Below are 20,514 nucleotides of genomic sequence, written 5' to 3'. Positions count from 1 at the left end.
AGATGGGGCATGATCAACGACGATCCCGGCGCCCGCGATCTGGTCGCCATCGCACTGCGCAGCTTTCGCGAGGCGATCCTTCCGGTGGTGCCGGCCGACCAGCGCTTCACCGCACTGATGATCGCCAACGCGCTGGGGACGGCCGAGCGGGAGCTTGCCGCCGGCACCGGTGCCGAGCCCGCCCTGGCAGCCGCCGTCGGCGATCTGCTGGGCGAAACCGGCGATCTGCCGGTCCTGCTGCCGCGGCTCTGCGCCGCCATCGATTCCGGGCGCTTCGACGCACCGGACCGGCAGTTGGCCTTGCGGGCTGTCCTGACGGACATCACGCTGGCAAGGCTGGCGGTCAGCAACCCCAAGCGGCTGTCCGCGGAACGGCGGGAGCCCGGCCGATGAGCCTGTTTCCACCCCTGGAAGGAACGGTCGCCCGCCGTCGCCTCTACCTGCTGCGCCACGGTCATGTCGCCTATTACGATGCCGACGGCAAGCCGCTGAATCCGAAGCTTGCCGCACTGACCGACCGCGGACGGGAGGAGGCGCGGACGGCGGGCGCCTTGCTGGCCGGTGCGCCGCTGGACCGCGTGCTGTGTTCCGGCCTCGCCCGCACGCGGCAGACGGCCGAACTGGTGGCCGCTCCGCATGGGCTGCCGGTGGAGGATATCCCCGACTTTCTGGAAATCCGCGCCGGCCGCCTGTCGGAAGTGCCGAAGGAGCGGCGCGAGGCCGCCTATGTCTATGGCTTCGAAGCGGCGGCGGAGGATGGACGTTTCGCCGGTGGCGACGGCTTCGCTGCCGTGCGCGACCGGGTGGTGTCCGCCATCGAGGCGCTGGTGCGGCAACCGGACTGGACCCATCTGGCGCTGGTCGCCCATGACGGGGTGAACCGCATGCTGCTGTCCTGGGCCTGCGGCGCCGGTCTGTCCGCCCTGTCGGCCTTTGAGCAGGATTACGGCTGCATCAACATCATCGACATTGATGTAACGGCCGACCGGGTGGTCCGCCGCCTGATCCGCGCGGTCAACCTGACGCCCGGCAATCCCGCAAAGATCGGGCTGCACCGCAGCAGCCTGGAGGAGGCGTTCGGCCCGTTGCTGGCTCTGGATTGATGGCCCAGACCGTTATTCCTCCGGCTTCATGCCGTCGATCTGACGCCGCCAGACCGGGTCAGACAGCCGCTCGATCAGGAAATCGGCCAGCACGCCGACCTTGGCCGGCCGTGTGCGGGCCGACGGCGTTATGAAGTAGAGGCCGCCCTTGGGCAGCGACCAGTCGGTCAGGATGGCGGTCAGTGTTCCGTTGGCCAGATGCTCCGCCGCCATGAACTCCGGCAGTTCGGCAATGGCCAGCCCGTCCAGCAGCATCGGCACCAGCGCGTCGGCATTGGTGACGCGCAGTGGGCCGGTCGGGGTGACGCTTTCCTCCTCGCCGGCGCTGTTGGTGAAATGCCAGATATCCTGCCGCCGGCGATAGGCATAGCCCAGGCAATGGTGGCCGTTCAGGTCGCGCGGGTGCCGCGGCTCGCCATGGCGGGCGAGATAGCCGGGGGCGGCGAGCACCACCGGCGATACCCCGCACAGCCGCCGCGCCACCAGCGAGCTGTCCGGTAGCACCGCGACGCGCAGGGCCGCGTCGAAACCGTCCCCAACCAGATCGACGACGGCGTCGCTCAGGTGCAGGTCGATGGAAATCTCCGGATAGAGGCGGAAGAAGTCCGGCAGCAGCGGCGCCACCCAGCGCAGCCCGAAGGACATTGGCACCGCGAAGCGGATCAGGCCGCGCGGACGGCTGGACATCTCGCGCACCGCATTCTCCGCCGCCTCCGCCTCGTCATAGAGGCGGGTCGCCCGCTCCGCCAGGGAATGGCCGAAATCGGTCAGGGCCAGCCGGCGGGAGGTGCGGTTGAACAGCCGCGCCCCCAGCCGCTCCTCCAGCCGGCTGACCGCGCGCGACACAGTGGCGACCGAAACCCCCATGGCGCGGGCCGCACCGGCGAAGGAACGCTCCTCCACCACCTTGGCGAACATCGCCAGCCCTTCGAAATCCGGCAGCTTCGACATCGCCAATCCTGCAACGATGGTTTTCAGTCATTTCTATTTCGATAAGACCGTGCCGTCGATAGCTTTGTCTCCAGCGAGCAACCCAATTCCAAGGAGACTTCAAATGTCAGGCAAGCTTGACGGCAAGATCGCCCTCGTCACCGGTGCCAACAGCGGCATCGGCCTCGCCGCGGCCAAGCGGTTCGCCGCCGAAGGCGCCACCGTCTATCTCACCGGTCGCCGCCAGACCGAACTGGAGGCTGCTGTCGCGGCGATCGTCGCGGCCGGCGGCAAGGCGACCGGAGTGCAGGCGGACTCTTCCAACCTCGCCGACCTCGACCGGCTCTATGCCCAAATCCAGAGCGAGGCCGGCCGGCTCGACGTGCTCTATGCCAATGCCGGCGGCGGCGGCATGCTGCCGCTGGGTGCCATCACCGAGGAGCAGTATGAGGACACCTTCAACCGCAATGTGAAAGGCGTGCTGTTCACCGTGCAGAAGGCGCTGCCGCTGCTCGGAAAGGGGGCTTCGGTGATCCTCGCCGGCTCGACCGCCGGCAGCATGGGCACGGCGGCCTTCAGCGTCTACAGCGCCAGCAAGGCGGCGGTGCGCAACTTCGCCCGCAGCTGGATCCTGGACCTGAAGGACCGCGGCATCCGCATCAACACGCTGAGCCCCGGCCCGGTCCGCACGCCGGGGCTGGTCGAACTGGCCGGTCCGGACGCGGCGCAGCAGCAGGGGCTGGTCGATTATCTGGCCGCCCAGGTGCCGCTTGGCCGCGTCGGCGACCCTGACGAGATCGCCAAGGCCGCCGTCTTCCTGGCCTCCGACGACAGCAGCTTCGTCAACGGCATCGAACTGTTCGCCGACGGCGGCATGGCGCAGGTGTGATCGACTGGTGGTGATCGAAGTCTGAGGTTTCGTCGCGTCCGCTCCGTTGCCGGCCACCATGCGCCGGCTGCGGAGCGGACCAGTCGGTCAAGTCCCTTCTCTCGGCATGGGTAAGGTGTCATCCTTGGCATTGGGATCTCCTCAGGGAGGCAGATCGCATGCCACCGCTGGCAGACACAGACCCAGGCGTCTGCGCACCGCCGGGCAAGCCGCCCGAAGCGTCCTGGCACGCGCTGGACGCCGCCGAGGTCGCGACATGGCTGGACAGTCCGGCAGACGGGCTCGACAGCGCGGAGGCGACGGCGCGGCTGGCCCGTTTCGGCCCCAACCGCCTGACCCCACCGAAGCGGCGGCCGGGCTGGATGCGGTTCGCGGCGCAGTTCCACAATTTGCTGATCTATGTGCTGCTGGCGTCCGGCACCGTGGCGCTGCTGCTGCGGCATTGGACGGACGCCGGGGTGATCTTCGGCGTCGTGCTGGTCAACGCGCTGATCGGCTACATCCAGGAGGATAGGGCCGAACAGGCGCTGGAAGCCATCCGCACCCTGCTGTCGCCCCAAGCTGTTGTGCTGCGCGACGGTCATGCCGTGACCCTGGCGGCGGAGACGCTGGTGCCGGGGGACCGCGTGTTCCTGGTCTCCGGCGACCGGGTGCCGGCCGACCTGCGGCTCGACCGGACCAAGGGCCTGCTGGTGCAGGAGGCTGCGCTGACCGGCGAATCCGTGCCTTCATCCAAATCTGCCGCCGCGGTCGCCGCCGATGCGGCCCTGGGCGACCGTGGCGGCATGGCCTATGCCGGCACGATGGTGGTGCAGGGGCAGGGCACCGGCATCGTGGTGGCGACCGGCGATGCGACGGAGGTCGGGCGCATCGGCCATCTCCTGGCCTCGGTGACGACGGTGGCGACGCCGCTGCTGGTGTCGATGGCGCGGTTCGGCCGCTGGCTGACCGGCGGCATCCTGCTGCTGGCGCTGGTCACCATCCTGTTCGGCATGCTGGTGTATGGCGAGCCGTGGCAGGACATGGTGCTGACCGCGGTCGGGCTGGCGGTGGCGGCGATCCCGGAAGGGCTGCCGGCGGTGATGACCATCACCATGGCGGTGGGTGTCACCCGCATGGCGCGGCGCAACGCCATCATCCGCCATCTGCCGGCGGTCGAGATGCTGGGCAGCGTCCGCACCATCTGCACCGACAAGACCGGCACGCTGACGCGCAACGAACTGCTGGTGACCAGCATCGTCACCGTCGACGCCAGCTATCGTGCCGGCGGCAGCGGCTATGCGCCGGAGGGGGAGATCGGCCGCGGCGGGAATGGGGATTGGCGGCTGGTCGATCCGGCCGGGGAGCCGTTGCTGCTGGACTTGGCGCGTGCCGCCCTGCTGTGCAACGACGCCACCCTCCACCGCGACCCCGGCGGCGAGTGGCAACTGGCCGGCGATCCGACCGACGGCGCGCTACTGGCGCTGGCGATGAAGGCGGGGCTGGACCCGGCCGGCGAGGCGACGCGCTTTCCGCGCCGCGACGCCTTGCCTTTCGAATCCGAACGCCAATACATGGCGACCCTGCATCACGACCATGCCGGCTACGGCATCCTGGTGGTGAAGGGTGCGCCGGAGCGGGTGCTGGCGCTGTGCGGGCGGGAGCGGCGCGGCGCTGGCACGGCGCCATTGGACCGGGAGCACTGGTCCGCCGTGACCGCCGAACTGGCCGGACAGGGCCAGCGTGTCCTGGCGCTGGCGATGCGCCGCACATCGGTGGAGTTGCCGGAACTGATCGCCGAGGATCCGATCACCGAGGATCTGATCGTCAAGGATCTGGGGGAGGAGGGGCTGGAACTGCTCGGACTCTGCGGCCTGATCGATCCTCCGCGGGAAGAGGCTCTGGTCGCGGTCGCGGCCTGCCGGCAGGCCGGCATCACGGTGAAGATGATCACCGGCGACCATGCCGCCACCGCCGCCGCCATCGGCCGGCGCTTCGGCCTGCCGGACGGTGTCATCGGCGGGCCGGAGCTGGACAGGCTGGACGGGGCCGGCTTCGCCGCGGCGGCGCAGGCCAACAGCGTCTTCGCCCGCACCACCCCGGAACATAAGCTGCGCCTGATCGCAGCACTCCAGGCGGCGGGCGACACGGTCGCCATGACCGGCGACGGCGTCAACGACGCCCCGGCGCTGAAGCGGGCCGACATCGGCGTCGCCATGGGTCGCAACGGCACCGAGGCGGCGAAGGAGGTGGCGGCGATGGTGCTGGCCGACGACAATTTCGCCTCCATCGTCCATGCGGTGGAGGAGGGGCGCACCGTCTACGACAATCTGCGCAAGACCATCCTGTTCATGCTGCCGACCAACGGAGCGCAGGCGGTGGTGATCCTGCTGGCGGTGCTGTCGGGCAGCATCCTGCCGATCACGCCGGTGCAGATCCTGTGGGTTAACATGGTGACCGCGGTGACGCTGGGGCTGGCGCTGGCCTTCGAGGCGCCGGAACCCGGCGTCATGGCCTGCCCGCCGCGCCCGCGCGACGAACCGATCCTGACCGGCCGGCTGGTGCGGCGGATGGTGGTGGTGCTGGCCCTGCTGGTGGCCTCCAGCTTCGGCTTCTTCCACTTCCACCGTTTGCAGGGCGACGGCATCGAGGAGGCGCGGACCATCGCCGTCAACGCCCTGGTGGTGGGCGAGATCTTCTTCCTGCTCAGCGCCCGCGACCTGCATGGCCGGGCCGGGCTGGGGTCCGCCCTGGCCGGCAGCCGGCCGGTCTGGCTGTCCATCGCGGTGATGACCCTGCTGCAACTGGCCTTCACCTATGCGCCGCCCATGCAGGCCCTGTTCGGAACCGCTCCGGTCGGCGTCACCGCCTGGGCGGCGATGGCCGCCGTCGGCGCCGCGCTGTTCGTGCTGATGGAGCTGGAAAAGCGGCTGACCGCTGCGCCTACTCCTCCTTCGCCTCGAAGCGATAGCGGAAATCGCAATGGTCGGCGCCCTGCATGATGGTCTGCGTGCGCTCCATCTTGATGCGCGGGTCGTAGCCGGTGCAGAAGGCGGCGTCGCGGTTGCAGGACAGCAGGTGCCCGATCGAGCCCAGCCCCATCTCCCGGTACATCTCGGCGTAGCGGCAGCGGGTGACATTGTAGTCGAAATGCGTGTCGTCCTGCCGCTTCACATCCAGCCGCAGCGCGTCGTCCTTGGTCCACAGCGGCTGAAGATCGGCGAAGCTCTTCAGGCTGGTGCCCTCCGGCTCGGTCTCGGCGAAGGACTTGGCGGCGGCCAGGGCCGCCTTGGTGATCGCCGCGCCCAGGATCTCCTGCGCGGTGGCTTCGCCCAGCCGGGCGGCCATCTCCTCATAGACCGGCTTCAGGATTTCCGCCTCGATGCGGCGGCGTTCGAGGATGCCCATGGTCTGGGTCATGACTGGCTTCCTTCCATGAGGTGGCGTCAATAAGCTTTCAATGGGCGTGGCCGCCGAGATAGGCCTCGGCGATGCGCGGGTCGTCCCGCAGCTGGTCGGCCGGGCCGGACAGCACGATCCGGCCATCCTCCAGCACCGCGGCATGGTCGGCGATGCGCAGTGCCGCGCGGGCGTTCTGTTCGACCAGCAATATCGACACACCTTCGGCCCGGATGCGGCCGATCAGGTCGAAGATCTGCGCCACGATCTTCGGCGCCAGCCCCAGCGACGGCTCGTCGAGCAGAAGTAGGCTCGGCCGGCGCATCAGGGCGCGGGCGATGCACAGCATCTGCTGCTCGCCGCCGGACAGCGATCCGGCATTCTGGCGCAGGCGCTCGCTCAGGATCGGGAACATCGCCAGCACGCGGTCCAGCTCGCCCAGCCCGACATCGCCGCCGCCCAGCACGAGGTTCTCTCGGACATTCATGTTGGAGAAGATCTGCCGCCCTTCCGGCGCCTGGGACAGGCCGAGCTGGACGATGCGGTGGGCCGGCATGTTGGCAATCGGCTGGCCGCGGAAGGTGATGGTTCCTTGGCGAGCCCGGTAGATGCCGGAAACCGTGCGCATCAACGTGGTCTTGCCGACGCCGTTGGAGCCGAGCACGGCGACGATGGCGCCCTGGGCCACGTCCAGGCGGACGCCGTGCAGGATCTCCTGCGGCCCCATGGCGACATGCAGGTCCGCGATGGAAAGCAGCGGCGCGGTCATTCATCCACCCCAAGATAGGCTTCGAGGACGGCGGCATCGGTGCGGATGGCGTCCGGCGTGCCGTCGGCGATCTTGCGGCCGGAGGCCAGCACCAGGATGCGTTGGCAGATGCCCATGACCAGCGTCATGTCGTGTTCGACCAGCATGACGGTCAGGCCCTGTCCGTGCAGCCGCTTGATGAAGGCGGCCAGATCGCGCGTCTCGGTGTCGTTCAGCCCGGCCGCCGGCTCGTCCAGGATCAGGAAGCGCGGCCGCATGGCGAGGGCGCGGGCGATCTCCAGATATTTGCGCTGGCCGTAGGGCAGATTGGCGGCCAGTTCCGCCGCCACATGGGTCAGTCCGACCGCCTCCAACGCTTCCCAGGTGCGGCGGCTGATCTCGGCGGAGCGGTCCCGGCCGCTCCGGTGGAGCCCGCCGAACAGCGCGCCGAACGCGCCCTGCGGCAGCGCGCCGACGGCGCCGACCGACACGTTGTCGAAAACCGACATGTTGGGGAAGACGCGCAGGTTCTGGAAGGTGCGGCTGATGCCCAGCCGCGCCACCTGATTGGGCTTGAGCCCGCTGATGGTCCTGCCGGCGAAGGCGACGGTGCCGCCCGACAGCGGGGTGAAGCCGGAGATCAGATTGAACAGCGTGGTCTTGCCGGCACCGTTCGGTCCGATCAGCCCGACCAGTTCGCCCTCGTTCACATGGGCGGTGACGTCGCCGACCGCCTGCACGCCGCCGAAGCGGCGGCTGACGTTGCGGATTTCAAGAAGATGGGTCATCGCCAGCCGATCCCTTCGCCCTTCCCATTTGCCGGGCCGGTGTTGCGCCACGCCGCCCCCAACTGCCGACGAACGAGACGCAGGGCGGAGACCTCGCCCAGCAGGCCCTTCGGCAGCAGCAGGATGGAGAGGAACATCACCAGACCGACCATGATGTTGCGGAAATCGCCCAGGGCCCGCAGCCCTTCCGGCAGCAGGATCAGCAGCAGGGCGCCGATGACCGCTCCCGGCAGGCTGCCCAGCCCCCCGACCACCACCATCGCCAGGATCAGGATGGATTCGGAGAATTTGAAGTCGCCCGGCGAGATGTAGCCGGTCATGTGCGCCCACAGACTGCCGGCGATCCCGGCGAAGAAGGCCGACAGGGTGAAGGCCTCCATCTTCAGCCGCACGGTGCTGACGCCCATGGCGTCGGCGCACTGGTCGTCCTCGCGGATCGAGCGCAGGGCGTTGCCGTAATAGGAATGGCTGAGCCGGCCGATGGCGATGACCGACAGCGTCACCACCGCTGCCACCGTGTAGTAGGCGCCAAGGCGGCCGGACAGGCTGAAGCCGAACAGCTCGAACCCCTTGGAGACGATGACGCCGTTGGGGCCCTTGGTGAAGTCCACCCAGTTCAGCATGACCAGATACAGCATCTGCCCGATGGCGAGCGTCGCCACGGCGAAATAGATGCTGACCAGCCGCATAGTCGGCAGCGCCACCAGGAAGGCGACCAGCGCCGCCACCAGACCGGACAGCGGCAGCGTGACGGTGAAGCCAAGCCCCAGCTTGGATGTCAGCAGCGCCGCGGTGTAGGCGCCGACGCCGTAGAAGGCGGCATGTCCCAGATGCAGCAGGCCTGCCACCCCCGTCACCAGATGCATGGAGGCCGACAGCAGGACGAAGATCAGCGCCAGATTGGCGATCTGGTAGAAATAGCCCTTGTCGAAGCCGGCCAGCAGCGCCGGAAGCGCTGCGAAGACCAGCAGCAGGATCAGCGCCGGGACCAGCAGCCCCCGGCGCCGGGTCAGGCCATCGGCAGGTGCCGCATTCTCAAACGCGTTCACGGCGCGCTCCGAACAAGCCGTTGGGGAAGAAGATCAGGGTCAGGATCAGGAAGCCGTAGGCCACCATGTCCGACCAGCCCGACGAGACGAAGGTCGTCGCCATGCTTTCCGAAATGCCGAGGATCAGCGCGCAGATCACGGCACCGGGGATGGAGGACAGGCCGCCCATCACCATGGCGACGAAGGCCTTGATGCCGGGGGTGAAGCCCATGGCCGGGAAGACCGCGCCATAGTACAGCCCCATCAGGATGCCGGCCGCCGCGCCCATCATCGATCCGACGACAAAGGTGGTGATGATGGTGCGGTCGGTGTCGATGCCCACATATTTGGCGCCGAGCGGGTTGTTGGAAACCGCGCGGATCGCCAGCCCGACGCGGGTGCGCGTCAGCAGATATTGCAGGCCGATCAGCATGGCGGCGGCGACGCCGAAGATGATGAAGTCGCCGGTCACCAGGATCACCGGCCCGACGCGCACCGGCGTGTTGATCAGGTACTCGAAGGGGACGGAGCGCATCTGCGACCCGAAGACGATCTCCAGCGCCTCGCGCACCACGATGGACACCGCCAGCGAGGAGAGCAGGGTCGATTCCCGCATCGCCCGCGATTTCAGCGACGCCTCGTCGGTGAAGCGGCGGAACGGCTTGAAGGCGATCCGCTCCAGCGAGAAGCCCGCAAGCGCCCCGATTGCCAGCGCGCCCAGGATCACCGCCACGATGGGCGGCGCCGTTGCCGAGATCAGCACGAGCCCGGCGAAGGCACCCAGCGTGTAGATCTCGCCATGGGCGAAGTTGACGACGTTCAGCACGCCGAAGATCAGCGTGAAGCCGATTGCCATCAGCGCGTAGGTCATGCCCAGCGACAGGCCGATGGCCAGCTGCTGGAGATAATAGGGATCGAACATGCGGGCTCTGTCGCTGCGAAGGGGGCGCTGGGGATCGTTGGCCGGGGGAGGCGTCAGTCGGCGACCGGAACGAAGGCGCCGCCCTTGACCTCGACCTTCACCAGTTCCTTCTCGGCTTCGCGGTCGGCGCTGAAGCTGGTCTTGCCGGTGACGCCGGGGAAGTCCTTGGTCTGGGCCAGCGCGTCGCGCACCTTCTCGCGGGTCGGGTTGGGCGAAGCCTTCTCCACCGCCGCCAGCATGATGCGGACCGCGTCATAGGCCTGGGCCGGGAACTGGCCGGGCACCGCGCCGTCGGAGCGCTTCTTCCACTCGTCGACGAAATGCTGGACGTTGGGCGACGGGTCGGTCGGCAGGAAGTTGGAGGTCAGATGCACGCCCTCCGCCGCTCCACCGGCCAGCTCGATCAGCTTCGGGCTGTAGGCCGCCGAGGTCGAATAAACCGGCGTCTTGATGCCCAGCTGCTGCAGCTGCTTCAGGAACTGCGCGCCGTCCTCATAGAAGAACCCGGTGTAGATCGCGTCGGGCTTGGCACGCTCGATCTTGCTGATCAGCGAGCGGTAGTCCTTCAGGCCGCGGTTGAAGAATTCCGAGAAGGCGACGGTGCCGCCGTTGGCCTTGACCGCGTCGGAAAAGCCGCTGACCACCGACTGGCCCCAGTCGGTCTGCTCCGCGATCACCGCGACGTTCTTGAAGCCCTTGGTCGCCATCCATTTGGCGTTGTAGGGGCCTTCCTGCGCCTGGGTGGCGATGTTGCGGAACTGGTACTTGGAGATCTTGGTGTAGTCGGGGTGCGAGGCAGTCTGCGACAGCTGCGGCATTCCGGCGTCCTTGTAGACCTGCGCCGCCGCCATCGACACGCCGGAGGTGAAGTCGCCCAGAACGCCGACGATCTCCTTGTCGTCCACGAACTTGCGGGCGATGTTGGTGCCCTCCTTGGCGTCGGAGCGGCTGTCCTCGAAGACGATCTCGACCTTGAACGGCTTGCCGGCGGCGTTGAACTCGGTCAGCGCGATCTCGGCGGCCTTGCGGAAGTCCTGGCCGTACTGCGCGGTGTCGCCGGTCAGCGGCAGCTGGTAGCCGAGCTTGACCGTGTCGGCGGCGAAAGCCGAACCGGCAATCCCGGCGGCGGTGAGGGTCGTCAGCGTGAGGAGACGGAAATTCATGGCGATGGCACCCTCTTATTGTCTGTCTTTGCAGGCTTTGCGGCGATGCGCATTTATTCGGCGGCTCTGGCGCCGGGCAGAACCTTCAGGCGGCAACAGCCCTCGTCGCCCGGCTTCCAGGTTTCACCTTTGAAAACGAACCCGGCGGCCTCGAACAGACCGCCGTCGATGGCGCCGGCCATCTTGCAGAGCAGTTCCAGATCGGCATCTGACCGGCCCTGCGCCTGCCAGGCTTCCTTCAGCGGGCAGCGGTGGAAATGGATTTCCAGCGCCTCGCCGTCGCAGCGCTTGATCTCCGGCGCGAACATGCTGTCGCGGTTGGGAATGCCGTCGAGGAAGGCATGGCACAGGCCGGTCAGGTCGTCGGGACCGTGCCCGGCAAACTTCACGCCCATCGCCTCGCCGAGGCGGCGGGTGGATTCCTGCCCCACCTCCAGCGCCGTTTCGGTGCCGAAACGCTCGCGCAGCACGTCGAACATGTGGGCGTAGGACGCCGCGCGCATCGCGTAGGCATTGCGGAGAAGGGTGGGGTAGTCGGGGCTGTCGGACATGCTGGCGGTCTCCTTGATCAGACTTCGCGGGCGTCGTTCCAGCGGTATTGCAGGATCTTCAGCGGCCCGATGCGTTGCAGCAGGGCGTTGAAGGGCAGGGGCGTCGGTGCGGTGAAGGGCAGGGCAAGATCCTTCGGGTCCTGGCCGATGGCGGCGCGGGCCAGTTCCCGCCCCAGCGAGACTGACAGCGCGACGCCGCGCCCGTTGCAGCCGGCCCAGGCGAAGCCGTTCAGCCCCAGCCGGTGGACACGGGGAAAGTAATCGGTGGTCATGGCGATGCGGCCATTCCACACATGATCGAAGGTAACGCCGTTCAGTGCCTGGAACATCCCGGCCAGACGGGCGCCGACGATGCGCTTCAACCGCTCCGCCCCATTCACCGGGTTCAGCAGCGCGCCGCCGGTCACCAGCCGATTGTCGGCGGTGTAGCGCATGAAACGCAGGTCGCCATGCGTGTCGGACATCGCCTGCCGGCCCGGCAGGACGGTTTTGCGGACAGTGTCGCCCAGGGGAGCGGTCGCCATCTGCCAGGACAGGACCGGCACGACCTCCGTCCGGATTTCCGGGAAGATGGCGGCGGCATAGCCGTTGGTGCCCAGCACCAGGGAGTCGGCGGTCACCATGCCCTGCGGGGTGCGGGCGACCCAGGAGTCGCCGCGGCGCTGCACCGACAAGGCGGGGGAGTTGACGTAGACCGCCGCCCCGGCCGCGACCACCTTGGCGGCGAGCCCGCGCACCAGCGCCAGCGGGTTGATGTGCCCGCCGGTCCGGTTCATCCAGCCGCCGAAATAGGCATCCGTGCCGAGAATGGCGGAGACGGCGGCGCGGTCGAGCAACTCGACATCGGCGCCGAACTTGCCCCATTGCGTTGCCCGGCGCTCGGCGATCTTGATGCGGCCCGGCGAATGGACCGGCTGAATCCAGCCGGTCTGTTCCGCCGCGCAGTCGATGCCGAGGCGGCGCACCAGATCGAACAGGGTGGAGGCGCTGTCCCGGATCAGCCCGACCAGGCGCTCCCCGCTCTCCCAACCGAAGCGGTCGATGAGGTCGGCGGGGTCGGGACGGGTCAGCGTCGGGATGACCTGCCCGTTGTTGCGGCCGGAGGCACCCCGCCCCAGCTCGGACGCCTCCAGCACCACGACGCGGCGCCCGGCCTCTGCCGCATGCAGACCGGCGGAAAGCCCGGTGAAGCCGCCGCCGATCACCAGCACGTCGGCCTGCACGCTGTCCTGCAACGCCGGCAGGGCGGGCGGCGGCGGGGCGGTGGCCTCCCACAGCGAGTCCGGACGCTGCCAGATGCCGCCCCGGCCCGGAATGTCCTGCGCCTGGCCCGCCGCCTGATGTGCCCCTTGGTTCGTCACGTCGCGCCCGTCCCTGTTTGGCTGAAATCCGCTGTGCCCTTATCCCCTTTTGGAATTAGGGCCATCCGTTTCCCGCCGAACTATGGGACAATGGACACACGTACGCAATTCCCAAGATTTTTCCGCGGAAATTTTTTCATGTCATGCGCCCTGATCGGGAAATCGGGGCGCATGACATGATCTGCATCATTTCGGCAGGACGGTTTCCGCCAGCCGAACCCAATAGCTGGTGCCGATCGGCAGCACCGCATCGTTGAAATCATAGTGCGGGCTGTGCAGGTTCCGGCCCTGGTCCGACGGTCCGGCACCAACCCAGACGTAGCAACCGGGGCGCTTTTGCAGCATGAAGGAGAAATCCTCGGCCCCCATGCTGGGCATCGGATCGAGGTCGAGGGCTTCTTCTCCGACCACGCGTGCCGCCGCCCGCCGGGCCAGTTCCGTCTCTGCGGCGCTGTTGGTGGTGGGCGGATAGCGCCGTTCGTAGCGCAGGCTGGCCTCGACTCCGAATCCGGCGGCGATGGCGGTGGCCACCTCGCCCATGCGGCGCTGAACCAGATCCTGAACCTCCGGCCGGAAGGTCCGGACGGTGCCGCGGAGAACGGCGGTGCCGGGCAGGACATTCCACGTATCGCCAGCGTGGAATTGCGTGACGCTGACGACGGCCGAATCGATGGGATGGACGCTGCGGCTGGCGATGGTCTGGAGGGCGGAGACGATCTGGCTGCCGACCATGATCGTGTCGGTCCCCATATGCGGCATGCCCGCATGGGTGCCCTTGCCGGTCAGGGTCAGCTCGAAGATGTCGTAGGCCGCCATCAGCGGGCCGGGGCGCAGCGCGATGCGGCCGACCTCGAGCCCCGGCCAGTTGTGCATGCCGAAGACTTTTTCGACGGGGAAGCGGTCGAACAGCCCTTCCTCCACCATCACCCGGCCACCGCCCTCATTCTCCTCCGCCGGCTGGAAGATGAAGACGATGGTGCCCCGGAACAGCTCGGGGTGTTCGGTCAGGTAGCGGGCCGCACCCAGCAGCATGGCGGTGTGCCCGTCATGACCGCAGGCATGCATGCGTCCGGGATTGCGCGAGCTGTGCGGAAGGTTGGTTTCCTCGTGGATGTGCAGCGCGTCCATGTCGGCACGGAAGCCGACCATCGGCCCCTCGCCATTGCGCAGGATCCCGACCAGACCGGTCTTGGCGAGGCCGCGATGAACCTCCAGCCCGAAGGAGGCCAGCTTTTCCGCCACGAAGTCGCTGGTCCGCTGCTCTTCGAAGGCGGTTTCCGGATGGGCGTGCAGATCGCGCCGCCAATCCGTCATGTCCGCGGTCAGCCCGTCGAGCCCCGTCACCATCCCGTCCATCGTCTTGTCCTTATGTTCCAGCAATTCTCTGTGGCAATCCTGCCCAAATTATACCGGGTCCGAAACGGCCGATTTCGCCGGTGGGCATGCATTCCATCGCATGGCACGGGCGGGGCGTGCGACAGCGGGGGCCGGAGAAGCGCAACAGTTCCAAACATCGCTACTGACGTTTTAAACATCATAGTATATGTTTCAGATAGCGACTTGCATGTATCAGCGGGGTATGCGGGATGATCACGGCTTCGCAGTTGCGCGCCGCCCGGGCGCTTCTTGGGATCGATCAGAAGACGCTGGCCGAACTGGCCGGACTGTCGGTGCCGACCATCCAGCGCATGGAGGCGAGCGACGGCAACGTGCGCGGCGTGGTGGAGAGCCTGACCAAGGTGGTGGAGGCTCTCGACCTCGCCGGAATCGAGCTGATCGGCGACAACGCGCAGAGCGTTGCCGGCGGTCGCGGCGTCCGCCTGAAGACACCGGCACCCAGGCCCTGAAACACTTGCGCCAAACGCTGGCGCCAAACCCATCGACCGCGCGACGGCGACCGCCGACCTGATGCCGACGATCCCGCCGCCTTATCCCAGAAGGCCGCCGGACAGATGACAGTACCGATTTCCCATCAACCGAGCTTTGCCGAGCTGTTCACGCCGAAGCTCGTCACCATCCTGCGCGAGGGCTACGGGCTTTCGAACCTCCGCGCCGACGCCATCGCCGGATTGACGGTGGCCATCGTGGCGCTTCCGCTGTCGATGGCGATTGCCATCGCGTCGGGCGCTTCGCCGGCCCAGGGGCTCTACACGGCGATCTTCGGCGGTTTTTTCGTTTCCGCCCTGGGCGGCAGCCGGTTCCAGATCGGCGGGCCTGCCGGCGCCTTCATCGTGCTGGTCGCCGCCACGGTGCAGGCGCATGGCATGGACGGGCTGATCCTCGCCACCCTGCTGTCCGGCCTGATGCTGGCGGCCATCGGCCTTCTGCAGTTGGGAACCTACATCAAATTCATGCCCTATCCGGTGACAGTCGGTTTCACCGCCGGCATCGCCGTGATCATCTTCGCCAGCCAGATCAAGGATCTCCTCGGCCTGACCCTGAGCGGGCCGGAACCCGGGCCTCTGCTTGAAAAGCTGCCGGTGCTGTGGTCGGGCCTGCCGACGGCCGATCCGGCGTCGGTCGGGTTGGCGCTGGCGTCCGTCGGCATCATCGTCGGGTTGAAGGCGGTGCGGCCCCACTGGCCGGGCATGCTGATCGCGGTCGCCGGCAGCGCCATCGTGACCGCCGCCTTCGGCCTCGACGTCGCGACCATCGGCACCAAGTTCGGCGGCATTCCGTCTGGCCTGCCGATGCCGGCCCTGCCGGCGATCACGCTCGAAAAGATTCAGGCGGTCCTGCCGAGCGCCGTGTCGTTCGCGCTGCTCGGCTCCATCGAATCGCTGCTCTCGGCGGTGGTCGCCGACGGCATGACCGGGCGCCGCCATCGCTCCAACTGCGAACTGGTCGGGCAGGGCGTCGCCAACATCGCGTCCGGCCTGTTCGGCGGCATCTGCGTCACCGGCACCATCGCCCGCACGGCGACCAACGTGCGCGCCGGTGCCCATGGGCCGGTCGCCGGCATGCTGCACGCCGTGTTCCTGCTGGTCTTCATCCTGGTCGCGGCACCGCTCGCCAGCTTCATTCCGCTCGCCAGCCTTGCCGGCGTCCTGGCCGTCGTGTCCTGGAACATGGTGGAGAAACCGGCCATCGCCGCCCTGCTGCGCGCCTCGCGCGGGGATGCCGCGGTGCTGCTGACCACCTTCCTGCTGACGATCTTCACCGGCCTGACCGAAGCCATCGTCATTGGCTTCGCGCTCGGCTCGGTGCTGTTCATCCACCGCATGTCGACGATCACCGCCATCGAGAGCCAGACGCCCTTCGTTGCGGAGGACAGCGCCGACGGCGCTCTGGTCGCCCGCAAGCCCTACGATCAGGGGGCGGCCGATCCCGAGGTGGTGATCTACCGGATTTCCGGCGTGTTCTTCTTCGGAGCGGCGGCGTCCATCGGTTCGGTGCTCGACCGCATCGCCGACACCCACCGGGTTCTGATCGTCGATTTCAGCGCCGTGCCGTTTCTCGATTCGACCGCGGCCAACACGATCGAGGGGCTTGCGCACAAGGCGGCGCGGCGCGGCGTGAAGCTGATCCTGACCGGGACCAGCCACGCCTCGCGGCAGGCGCTGTTCAGCCACGGGCTGAAGCCGCCCCTGGTCAGCTATGAGCGGACCATCGACGTCGCCCTGCACAAGCTGCGGCGGGACGAGGACGCGTCGAATGCCGGGGATGGAGCGGTGACCCAGGACGCCGTGTAGCGGCGCCGGGCGATCCCGATCACCCCAGCAGCGCCGCCACCTCCGCCAGCGTCGGGGCCGAGTCCGCAGCACCGGCGCGGGTGGTGGCGAGCGCCCCGCAGGCGGCGGCGAAGCGCACCGCGCCAGCCAGATCGTCGCCGCGGGCGAGCGCGAAGGCGAGCCCGCCGTTGAAGCAGTCGCCGGCCGCGACCGTGTCGACCGCTGTCACCGGGAAGGGCGGGATGAAGCCTTGCCGCTCCGGGCCGCGGAAATAGACGCCCTTGGCGCCCATCTTGACGATGGCGATGGACAGGCCGCGCTCGGCCAGCCGCTCCGCCGCCGCGGCGGCCTCGTCCGCGGTCGTCGGCCGCAGCCCGACCAGGGATTCGGTCTCCGTCTCGTTCGGGGTCATGGCGTCGACGGCCCGGAAGATGTCGGCGGTCAGCCCGCCATGCGGGGCCGGCGCCGGGTCCAGGATGATGCGGCCGCCGCCGGCGCGCACCGCGCTTGCCGCAGCCAGACCGGCGGCGAGCGGGATTTCCAGCTGGAGCAGCAGCACGGACGCGTCGGCGAACAGCGGGGCGGCCTGCGCCACGTCCTGTTCGCTCACCGCCATGTTGGCGCCGCCGATCACGGTGATGCAGTTCTCGCCGGAGGATTCGACGCCGATCACCGCGATCCCGGTCGGATGGGCCGGATCCGTCGACAGATGGTCGGTCCGCACGCCAAAGCCGGCCAGCCGGCTGCGCGCCATCTCGCCGAAGGCATCGCCGCCGGTCCGGCCGACCATCTCGACCGATCCGCCCAGCCGGGCGGATGCCGCGGCCTGATTGGCGCCCTTGCCGCCCAGCCCCATGGCATAGCCGGTGCCATGCACGGTCTCGCCGGGACGGGGAAGCCGGTCGGAATAGGCGCAGACGTCGATGTTGACGCTGCCGAAGACGACGATAGGGCGGTTTGACGTCATGAGAGCCTCGCACAGGGCCAGCCGACCGAGGCGCGGAGCACGAGGTCGGGCGGCAGGGTCAACAGGTCGGGCAGGGGCCGGCCGTCTTCGAGATGGTCGATCAGCAGCTCCGCCGCGCGGGCGCCCAGCAGGCCCGCTGATTGGCGGATGGTGGACAAGGGTGGGGTGAGGTAGGCGGCCAGTTCGATGTCGTCGTACCCCAGCACCGACAGGCGGTCCGGCACGGCCAACCCACGTTCGGCCGCGGCGCGCAGCACGCCGGCCGCCATCAGATCGTTGAAGGCGAAGACCGCCTCCGGCGGCTCCCCCCCGTCGAGCAGCGATGCCGCTGCCGCGTAGCCGCCGGCAATGGTCAGGTCGGCCTCGCGCAGCAGCCCCGGCTCCAACGCCAGGCCTGCCTTGCCCAATTCCTCGACGAGGCCGGCCAGCCGGGCGCGGGAGCGGGGATGGCGCCCCGGACCGGTGATGCAGGCGACGCGGCGGAAGCCGCGTTCCGCCAGCAGCCGTGCCGCCAGCCGTCCGCCCATCACCGAATCGTCGGTCACCGTGCAGGCGCCCGGATGCGGATCGGTGTCGAGCAGCAGGAGCGGCAGGTCGGGTGCCCGCGTCTGCACATTGTCGAGAAAGCCGGGATCGGCATTGCTGGTCAGCACCGCAAGACCGTCGATCCGCCGGTTGTGCAGGGCCTCGAAGGCGCGGAGCTGCTTGTCCGGCTCATCGTCGGTGTTGCACAGGATCAGGCTGTAGCCGCGGTCGGAACTGACCGTCTCCAGCCCGTGGATCACATGGGCGAAGAAGGGGTTGGAGCTGGCGGTGACGATCATCCCGAGCGTGCGGGTGCGGTTGCCTTTCAGCGCCCGCGCGATGCCGTTCGGCGTGTAGCCCAGCCGGTCGATGGCGGCGCGCACCAGCTGTTCGGTTTCCGGCGCCACGAAGCGGGTGGCGTTGATGACGTGGGAGACGGTGCTCATCGACACGCCGGCCTCGCGGGCCACATCCCTGATCGTCACCATGCCGCCGCTCTCCTCAACACGTTCCGCCCCCTCCGGCGCCAGCCTCGTCGGCCGCACCGGCAGAGGCGGGCTCGTGCTTTACTTCGTCACCATCTTCAACTCAACCGGTGTGAAGGCAGGGACCTTCTCGCCCTTCAGGACCTTGTCGGCGGTCTCGACACCCTTCTCACCGATCAGGCCGGCCTGCTGGGCGACCGTCGCCGTCAGGGTGCCGGCATTGACCGCCGCGACGCCCTCGTCGGTGCCGTCGAAGCCGACCACCGGGATCTTGCGGCCCGACGCCTGGATCGCCTTGGCGGCACCCAGCGCCATCTCGTCATTGTGAGCGAACACCACGTCGATCTTCTGCTGGGCCTGAAGGATGTTCTCCATGACGTTCAGCGCCTTGGTGCGGTCGAAGTCGGCCGGCTGGCTCGCCACCACCTTCAGGCCGCTGGCCTTGTCCACCGCCTCGTGGAAGCCCTTGCCGCGGTCGCGGGCGGCCGAAGCACCCGGCAGGCCCTGCAGCTCGACGACCGCGCCCTGGCCCTTCAGCATGTCGACCACCAGCTGGCCGGCCATCCGGCCGCCGGCGACGTTGTCCGACGCGATGTGCGACGCGACCTCGCCGCCATTGGCCGAGCGGTCGAGCGTCACCACCGGGATCTTGGCGCGGTTGGCCGAACGGACGGCCGAGCGGACGGCGTCGGAGTCGGTCGGATTCACCAGCAGAAGCTTGACCTTCTTGTTCACCACATCCTCGACATTGGCTAGCTCCTTGGCCGGGTCGTTCTGGGAATCGAGGACCAGCAGGTTGTAGCCCAGCGCCTTGGCCTTGGTTTCCGCGCCGTTCTTCAGCGTGACGAAGAACGGGTTGTTGAGGGTCGAGACGACCAGGGCGATGGTGTCGGCCGCCTGAGCGGTGGTGGCGGCGTTGGCCGAGGCGAGCAGGGCGGTGGCGGCGACGGTGGCCGCGGTCAGAAGCTTACGCATGGTTGGATTCCTTCCTCATCGTTCTTGTTCGTCTGATTGGAGCAAGCAACAGGTCCAAGAGGGCCGATCCGGGGAAGCGGTCGCCTTACGGCGACTTGCGGCTGTCGGCGAGCACCGCGAGCAGGATGACCGCGCCCTTGGCGATCATCTGGTAATAGGAGGAGACGTCCATCAGGTTCAGCGCGTTGTTCAGCACGCCGATGATGAGGGCGCCGACCAGCGTGCCGAACAGGGTGCCCTTGCCGCCGGACAGGCTGGTGCCGCCGACCACGACGGCGGCGATGGCATCCAGTTCGTACCCGGCGCCGGCGGTCGGCTGCGCGCTTTCCAGCCGGGCGGTCAAAATGACGCCGGCCAGCGCCGCCAGCAGGCCCGACAGGGCGTAGATCGTCGTCTTTTCCAGATTAACGCGGATGCCGGACAACCGCGCCACCACCTCGTTGCCGCCGACCGCATAGGTGTAGCGGCCGAAGCGGGTGCGCGTCAGGACAAGGCCGCAGACGGCGAAGACCGCTGCCGCCACGACCACCGGCACCGGAATGCCGAGCAGATAGCCGCCGCCGACGCTCCAGAAGGCGTCGGCCGCCGCACCGGTCCCGGTGGTGATCGGCCGGCCGTCGGTGAAGACCAGCGTGGCGCCGCGCAGCATCGTCATGGCGACCAGCGTGGCGACGAAGGGCTGCACGCCGCCGGTGCCGATCACGACGCCGTTGATGGCGCCCAGACCGGCGCCCAGCAGCAGGCTGAGCGGGATCGCCAGCCAGATCGACAGGTCGCCGGCCACCAGCCAGGCGCAGACGGCGCCGCAGAAGGCCAGCACCGATCCGACCGACAGGTCTATGCCGCCCGACAGGATGACGTAGGTCATGCCCACCGCGATCACCGCGTTGATCGAGGTCTGCCGCAGGATGTTCAACAGATTGTCGACGGTCATGAAGCTGGGGCTCATGACCGCGACGGCGGCCATCAGCACGATCAGGCCGACCAGCGGCTTGTTGCGGGACAGGAAGCGTTTCAGCGTGGTCATCGT

The 20,514-nt window shown here is 68.3% G+C and carries 20 protein-coding genes; 6 read left to right on the top strand and 14 right to left on the bottom strand.

The annotated features are described in order from the left end of the window. Positions 1 to 9: 9 nt before the first annotated feature. Positions 10 to 393, top strand: a complete 384-nt coding sequence (locus GBZ48_RS02085) for a DUF6285 domain-containing protein (RefSeq protein ID WP_174469488.1) — start codon at positions 10 to 12, stop codon at positions 391 to 393. Continuing rightward, positions 390 to 1,103, top strand: coding sequence for a histidine phosphatase family protein (locus GBZ48_RS02080; protein ID WP_174469487.1), 714 nt, complete (start codon positions 390 to 392; stop codon positions 1,101 to 1,103). The genes GBZ48_RS02085 and GBZ48_RS02080 overlap by 4 nt, the downstream gene beginning before the upstream one ends. Positions 1,104 to 1,115: 12 nt before the next feature. On the opposite strand, the gene GBZ48_RS02075 is transcribed toward GBZ48_RS02080, so the two are convergent. After that, positions 1,116 to 2,054 carry a LysR family transcriptional regulator gene (locus GBZ48_RS02075; protein ID WP_174469486.1) on the bottom strand — a complete coding sequence of 313 codons (939 nt, stop codon included), beginning with the start codon at positions 2,052 to 2,054 and terminating at the stop codon, positions 1,116 to 1,118. A gap of 103 nt (positions 2,055 to 2,157) precedes the next feature. Between GBZ48_RS02075 and GBZ48_RS02070 the strand changes: the two genes are divergently transcribed. After that, positions 2,158 to 2,922 carry an SDR family NAD(P)-dependent oxidoreductase gene (locus GBZ48_RS02070; protein ID WP_174469485.1) on the top strand — a complete coding sequence of 255 codons (765 nt, stop codon included), beginning with the start codon at positions 2,158 to 2,160 and terminating at the stop codon, positions 2,920 to 2,922. 158 nt (positions 2,923 to 3,080) lie between these two features. Beyond that, complete coding sequence (locus tag GBZ48_RS02065; RefSeq protein WP_174469484.1) at positions 3,081 to 5,903, top strand: HAD-IC family P-type ATPase; 2,823 nt, start codon at positions 3,081 to 3,083, stop codon at positions 5,901 to 5,903. On the opposite strand, the gene GBZ48_RS02060 is transcribed toward GBZ48_RS02065, so the two are convergent. The 9 genes from GBZ48_RS02060 to GBZ48_RS02020 form a co-directional block, all read right to left on the bottom strand. Continuing rightward, positions 5,845 to 6,321, bottom strand: coding sequence for an L-2-amino-thiazoline-4-carboxylic acid hydrolase (locus tag GBZ48_RS02060; protein ID WP_174469483.1), 477 nt, complete (start codon positions 6,319 to 6,321; stop codon positions 5,845 to 5,847). The two genes, GBZ48_RS02065 and GBZ48_RS02060, sit on opposite strands and share 59 nt — an antisense overlap. 37 nt (positions 6,322 to 6,358) lie before the next feature. Beyond that, entirely contained in the window at positions 6,359 to 7,069 is a 711-nt protein-coding gene (locus GBZ48_RS02055) for an ABC transporter ATP-binding protein (RefSeq protein ID WP_174469482.1), read from the bottom strand. Further along, positions 7,066 to 7,836: an ABC transporter ATP-binding protein gene (locus GBZ48_RS02050; protein ID WP_174469481.1), complete on the bottom strand. Its 771-nt coding sequence runs from the start codon at positions 7,834 to 7,836 to the stop codon at positions 7,066 to 7,068. The genes GBZ48_RS02055 and GBZ48_RS02050 overlap by 4 nt, the downstream gene beginning before the upstream one ends. Further along, a complete protein-coding gene (locus tag GBZ48_RS02045; RefSeq protein WP_209798256.1) occupies positions 7,833 to 8,885 on the bottom strand; it encodes a branched-chain amino acid ABC transporter permease in 1,053 nt (350 codons plus the stop codon). The genes GBZ48_RS02050 and GBZ48_RS02045 overlap by 4 nt, the downstream gene beginning before the upstream one ends. Next, the gene (locus GBZ48_RS02040; RefSeq protein ID WP_098736474.1) at positions 8,872 to 9,786 is read right to left on the bottom strand and encodes a branched-chain amino acid ABC transporter permease; all 915 of its coding nucleotides are present in this window, start codon (positions 9,784 to 9,786) and stop codon (positions 8,872 to 8,874) included. Before GBZ48_RS02040 ends, GBZ48_RS02045 begins: the two co-directional genes overlap by 14 nt. Before the next feature lie 53 nt (positions 9,787 to 9,839). Further along, the gene (locus tag GBZ48_RS02035) at positions 9,840 to 10,949 is read right to left on the bottom strand and encodes an ABC transporter substrate-binding protein (protein WP_174469480.1); all 1,110 of its coding nucleotides are present in this window, start codon (positions 10,947 to 10,949) and stop codon (positions 9,840 to 9,842) included. A 53-nt stretch (positions 10,950 to 11,002) separates the two neighbouring features. Then, complete coding sequence (locus tag GBZ48_RS02030; protein WP_109050963.1) at positions 11,003 to 11,500, bottom strand: L-2-amino-thiazoline-4-carboxylic acid hydrolase; 498 nt, start codon at positions 11,498 to 11,500, stop codon at positions 11,003 to 11,005. Positions 11,501 to 11,517: 17 nt separating this feature from the next. Continuing rightward, the gene (locus GBZ48_RS02025; protein ID WP_343049115.1) at positions 11,518 to 12,861 is read right to left on the bottom strand and encodes an NAD(P)/FAD-dependent oxidoreductase; all 1,344 of its coding nucleotides are present in this window, start codon (positions 12,859 to 12,861) and stop codon (positions 11,518 to 11,520) included. A 186-nt stretch (positions 12,862 to 13,047) separates the two neighbouring features. Further along, complete coding sequence (locus tag GBZ48_RS02020) at positions 13,048 to 14,208, bottom strand: M20 aminoacylase family protein (protein WP_425485968.1); 1,161 nt, start codon at positions 14,206 to 14,208, stop codon at positions 13,048 to 13,050. 239 nt (positions 14,209 to 14,447) lie between these two features. Between GBZ48_RS02020 and GBZ48_RS02015 the strand changes: the two genes are divergently transcribed. Together GBZ48_RS02015 and GBZ48_RS02010 are read left to right on the top strand one after the other, a co-directional pair. Next, positions 14,448 to 14,708 carry a helix-turn-helix domain-containing protein gene (locus GBZ48_RS02015; RefSeq protein ID WP_109050962.1) on the top strand — a complete coding sequence of 87 codons (261 nt, stop codon included), beginning with the start codon at positions 14,448 to 14,450 and terminating at the stop codon, positions 14,706 to 14,708. A 105-nt stretch (positions 14,709 to 14,813) separates the two neighbouring features. Next, positions 14,814 to 16,553 carry a SulP family inorganic anion transporter gene (locus tag GBZ48_RS02010; RefSeq protein WP_174469479.1) on the top strand — a complete coding sequence of 580 codons (1,740 nt, stop codon included), beginning with the start codon at positions 14,814 to 14,816 and terminating at the stop codon, positions 16,551 to 16,553. A gap of 19 nt (positions 16,554 to 16,572) precedes the next feature. Here the strand turns inward: GBZ48_RS02010 and rbsK are convergent, their stop codons facing one another. From rbsK to rbsC, 4 genes are all read right to left on the bottom strand, one after another. Beyond that, on the bottom strand, positions 16,573 to 17,499 hold the full coding sequence (gene rbsK, locus GBZ48_RS02005; protein ID WP_174469478.1) for a ribokinase: 927 nt from the start codon (positions 17,497 to 17,499) through the stop codon (positions 16,573 to 16,575). Continuing rightward, positions 17,496 to 18,512 (bottom strand): LacI family DNA-binding transcriptional regulator, encoded by a 1,017-nt coding sequence (locus GBZ48_RS02000; protein WP_174469477.1) that lies wholly within the window; start codon positions 18,510 to 18,512, stop codon positions 17,496 to 17,498. The genes rbsK and GBZ48_RS02000 overlap by 4 nt, the downstream gene beginning before the upstream one ends. Positions 18,513 to 18,590: 78 nt before the next feature. After that, positions 18,591 to 19,484 carry a ribose ABC transporter substrate-binding protein RbsB gene (gene rbsB, locus GBZ48_RS01995; RefSeq protein ID WP_174469476.1) on the bottom strand — a complete coding sequence of 298 codons (894 nt, stop codon included), beginning with the start codon at positions 19,482 to 19,484 and terminating at the stop codon, positions 18,591 to 18,593. Positions 19,485 to 19,569: 85 nt separating this feature from the next. Continuing rightward, a complete protein-coding gene (rbsC, locus tag GBZ48_RS01990) occupies positions 19,570 to 20,511 on the bottom strand; it encodes a ribose ABC transporter permease (RefSeq protein WP_098736466.1) in 942 nt (313 codons plus the stop codon). Positions 20,512 to 20,514: the final 3 nt, after the last annotated feature.

Source organism: Azospirillum melinis, assembly GCF_013340935.1.
GTDB lineage: Bacteria > Pseudomonadota > Alphaproteobacteria > Azospirillales > Azospirillaceae > Azospirillum > Azospirillum melinis.
Note: the sequence above shows the minus strand (reverse complement) of the source record. Positions and strands in the feature narration are given on the sequence as shown.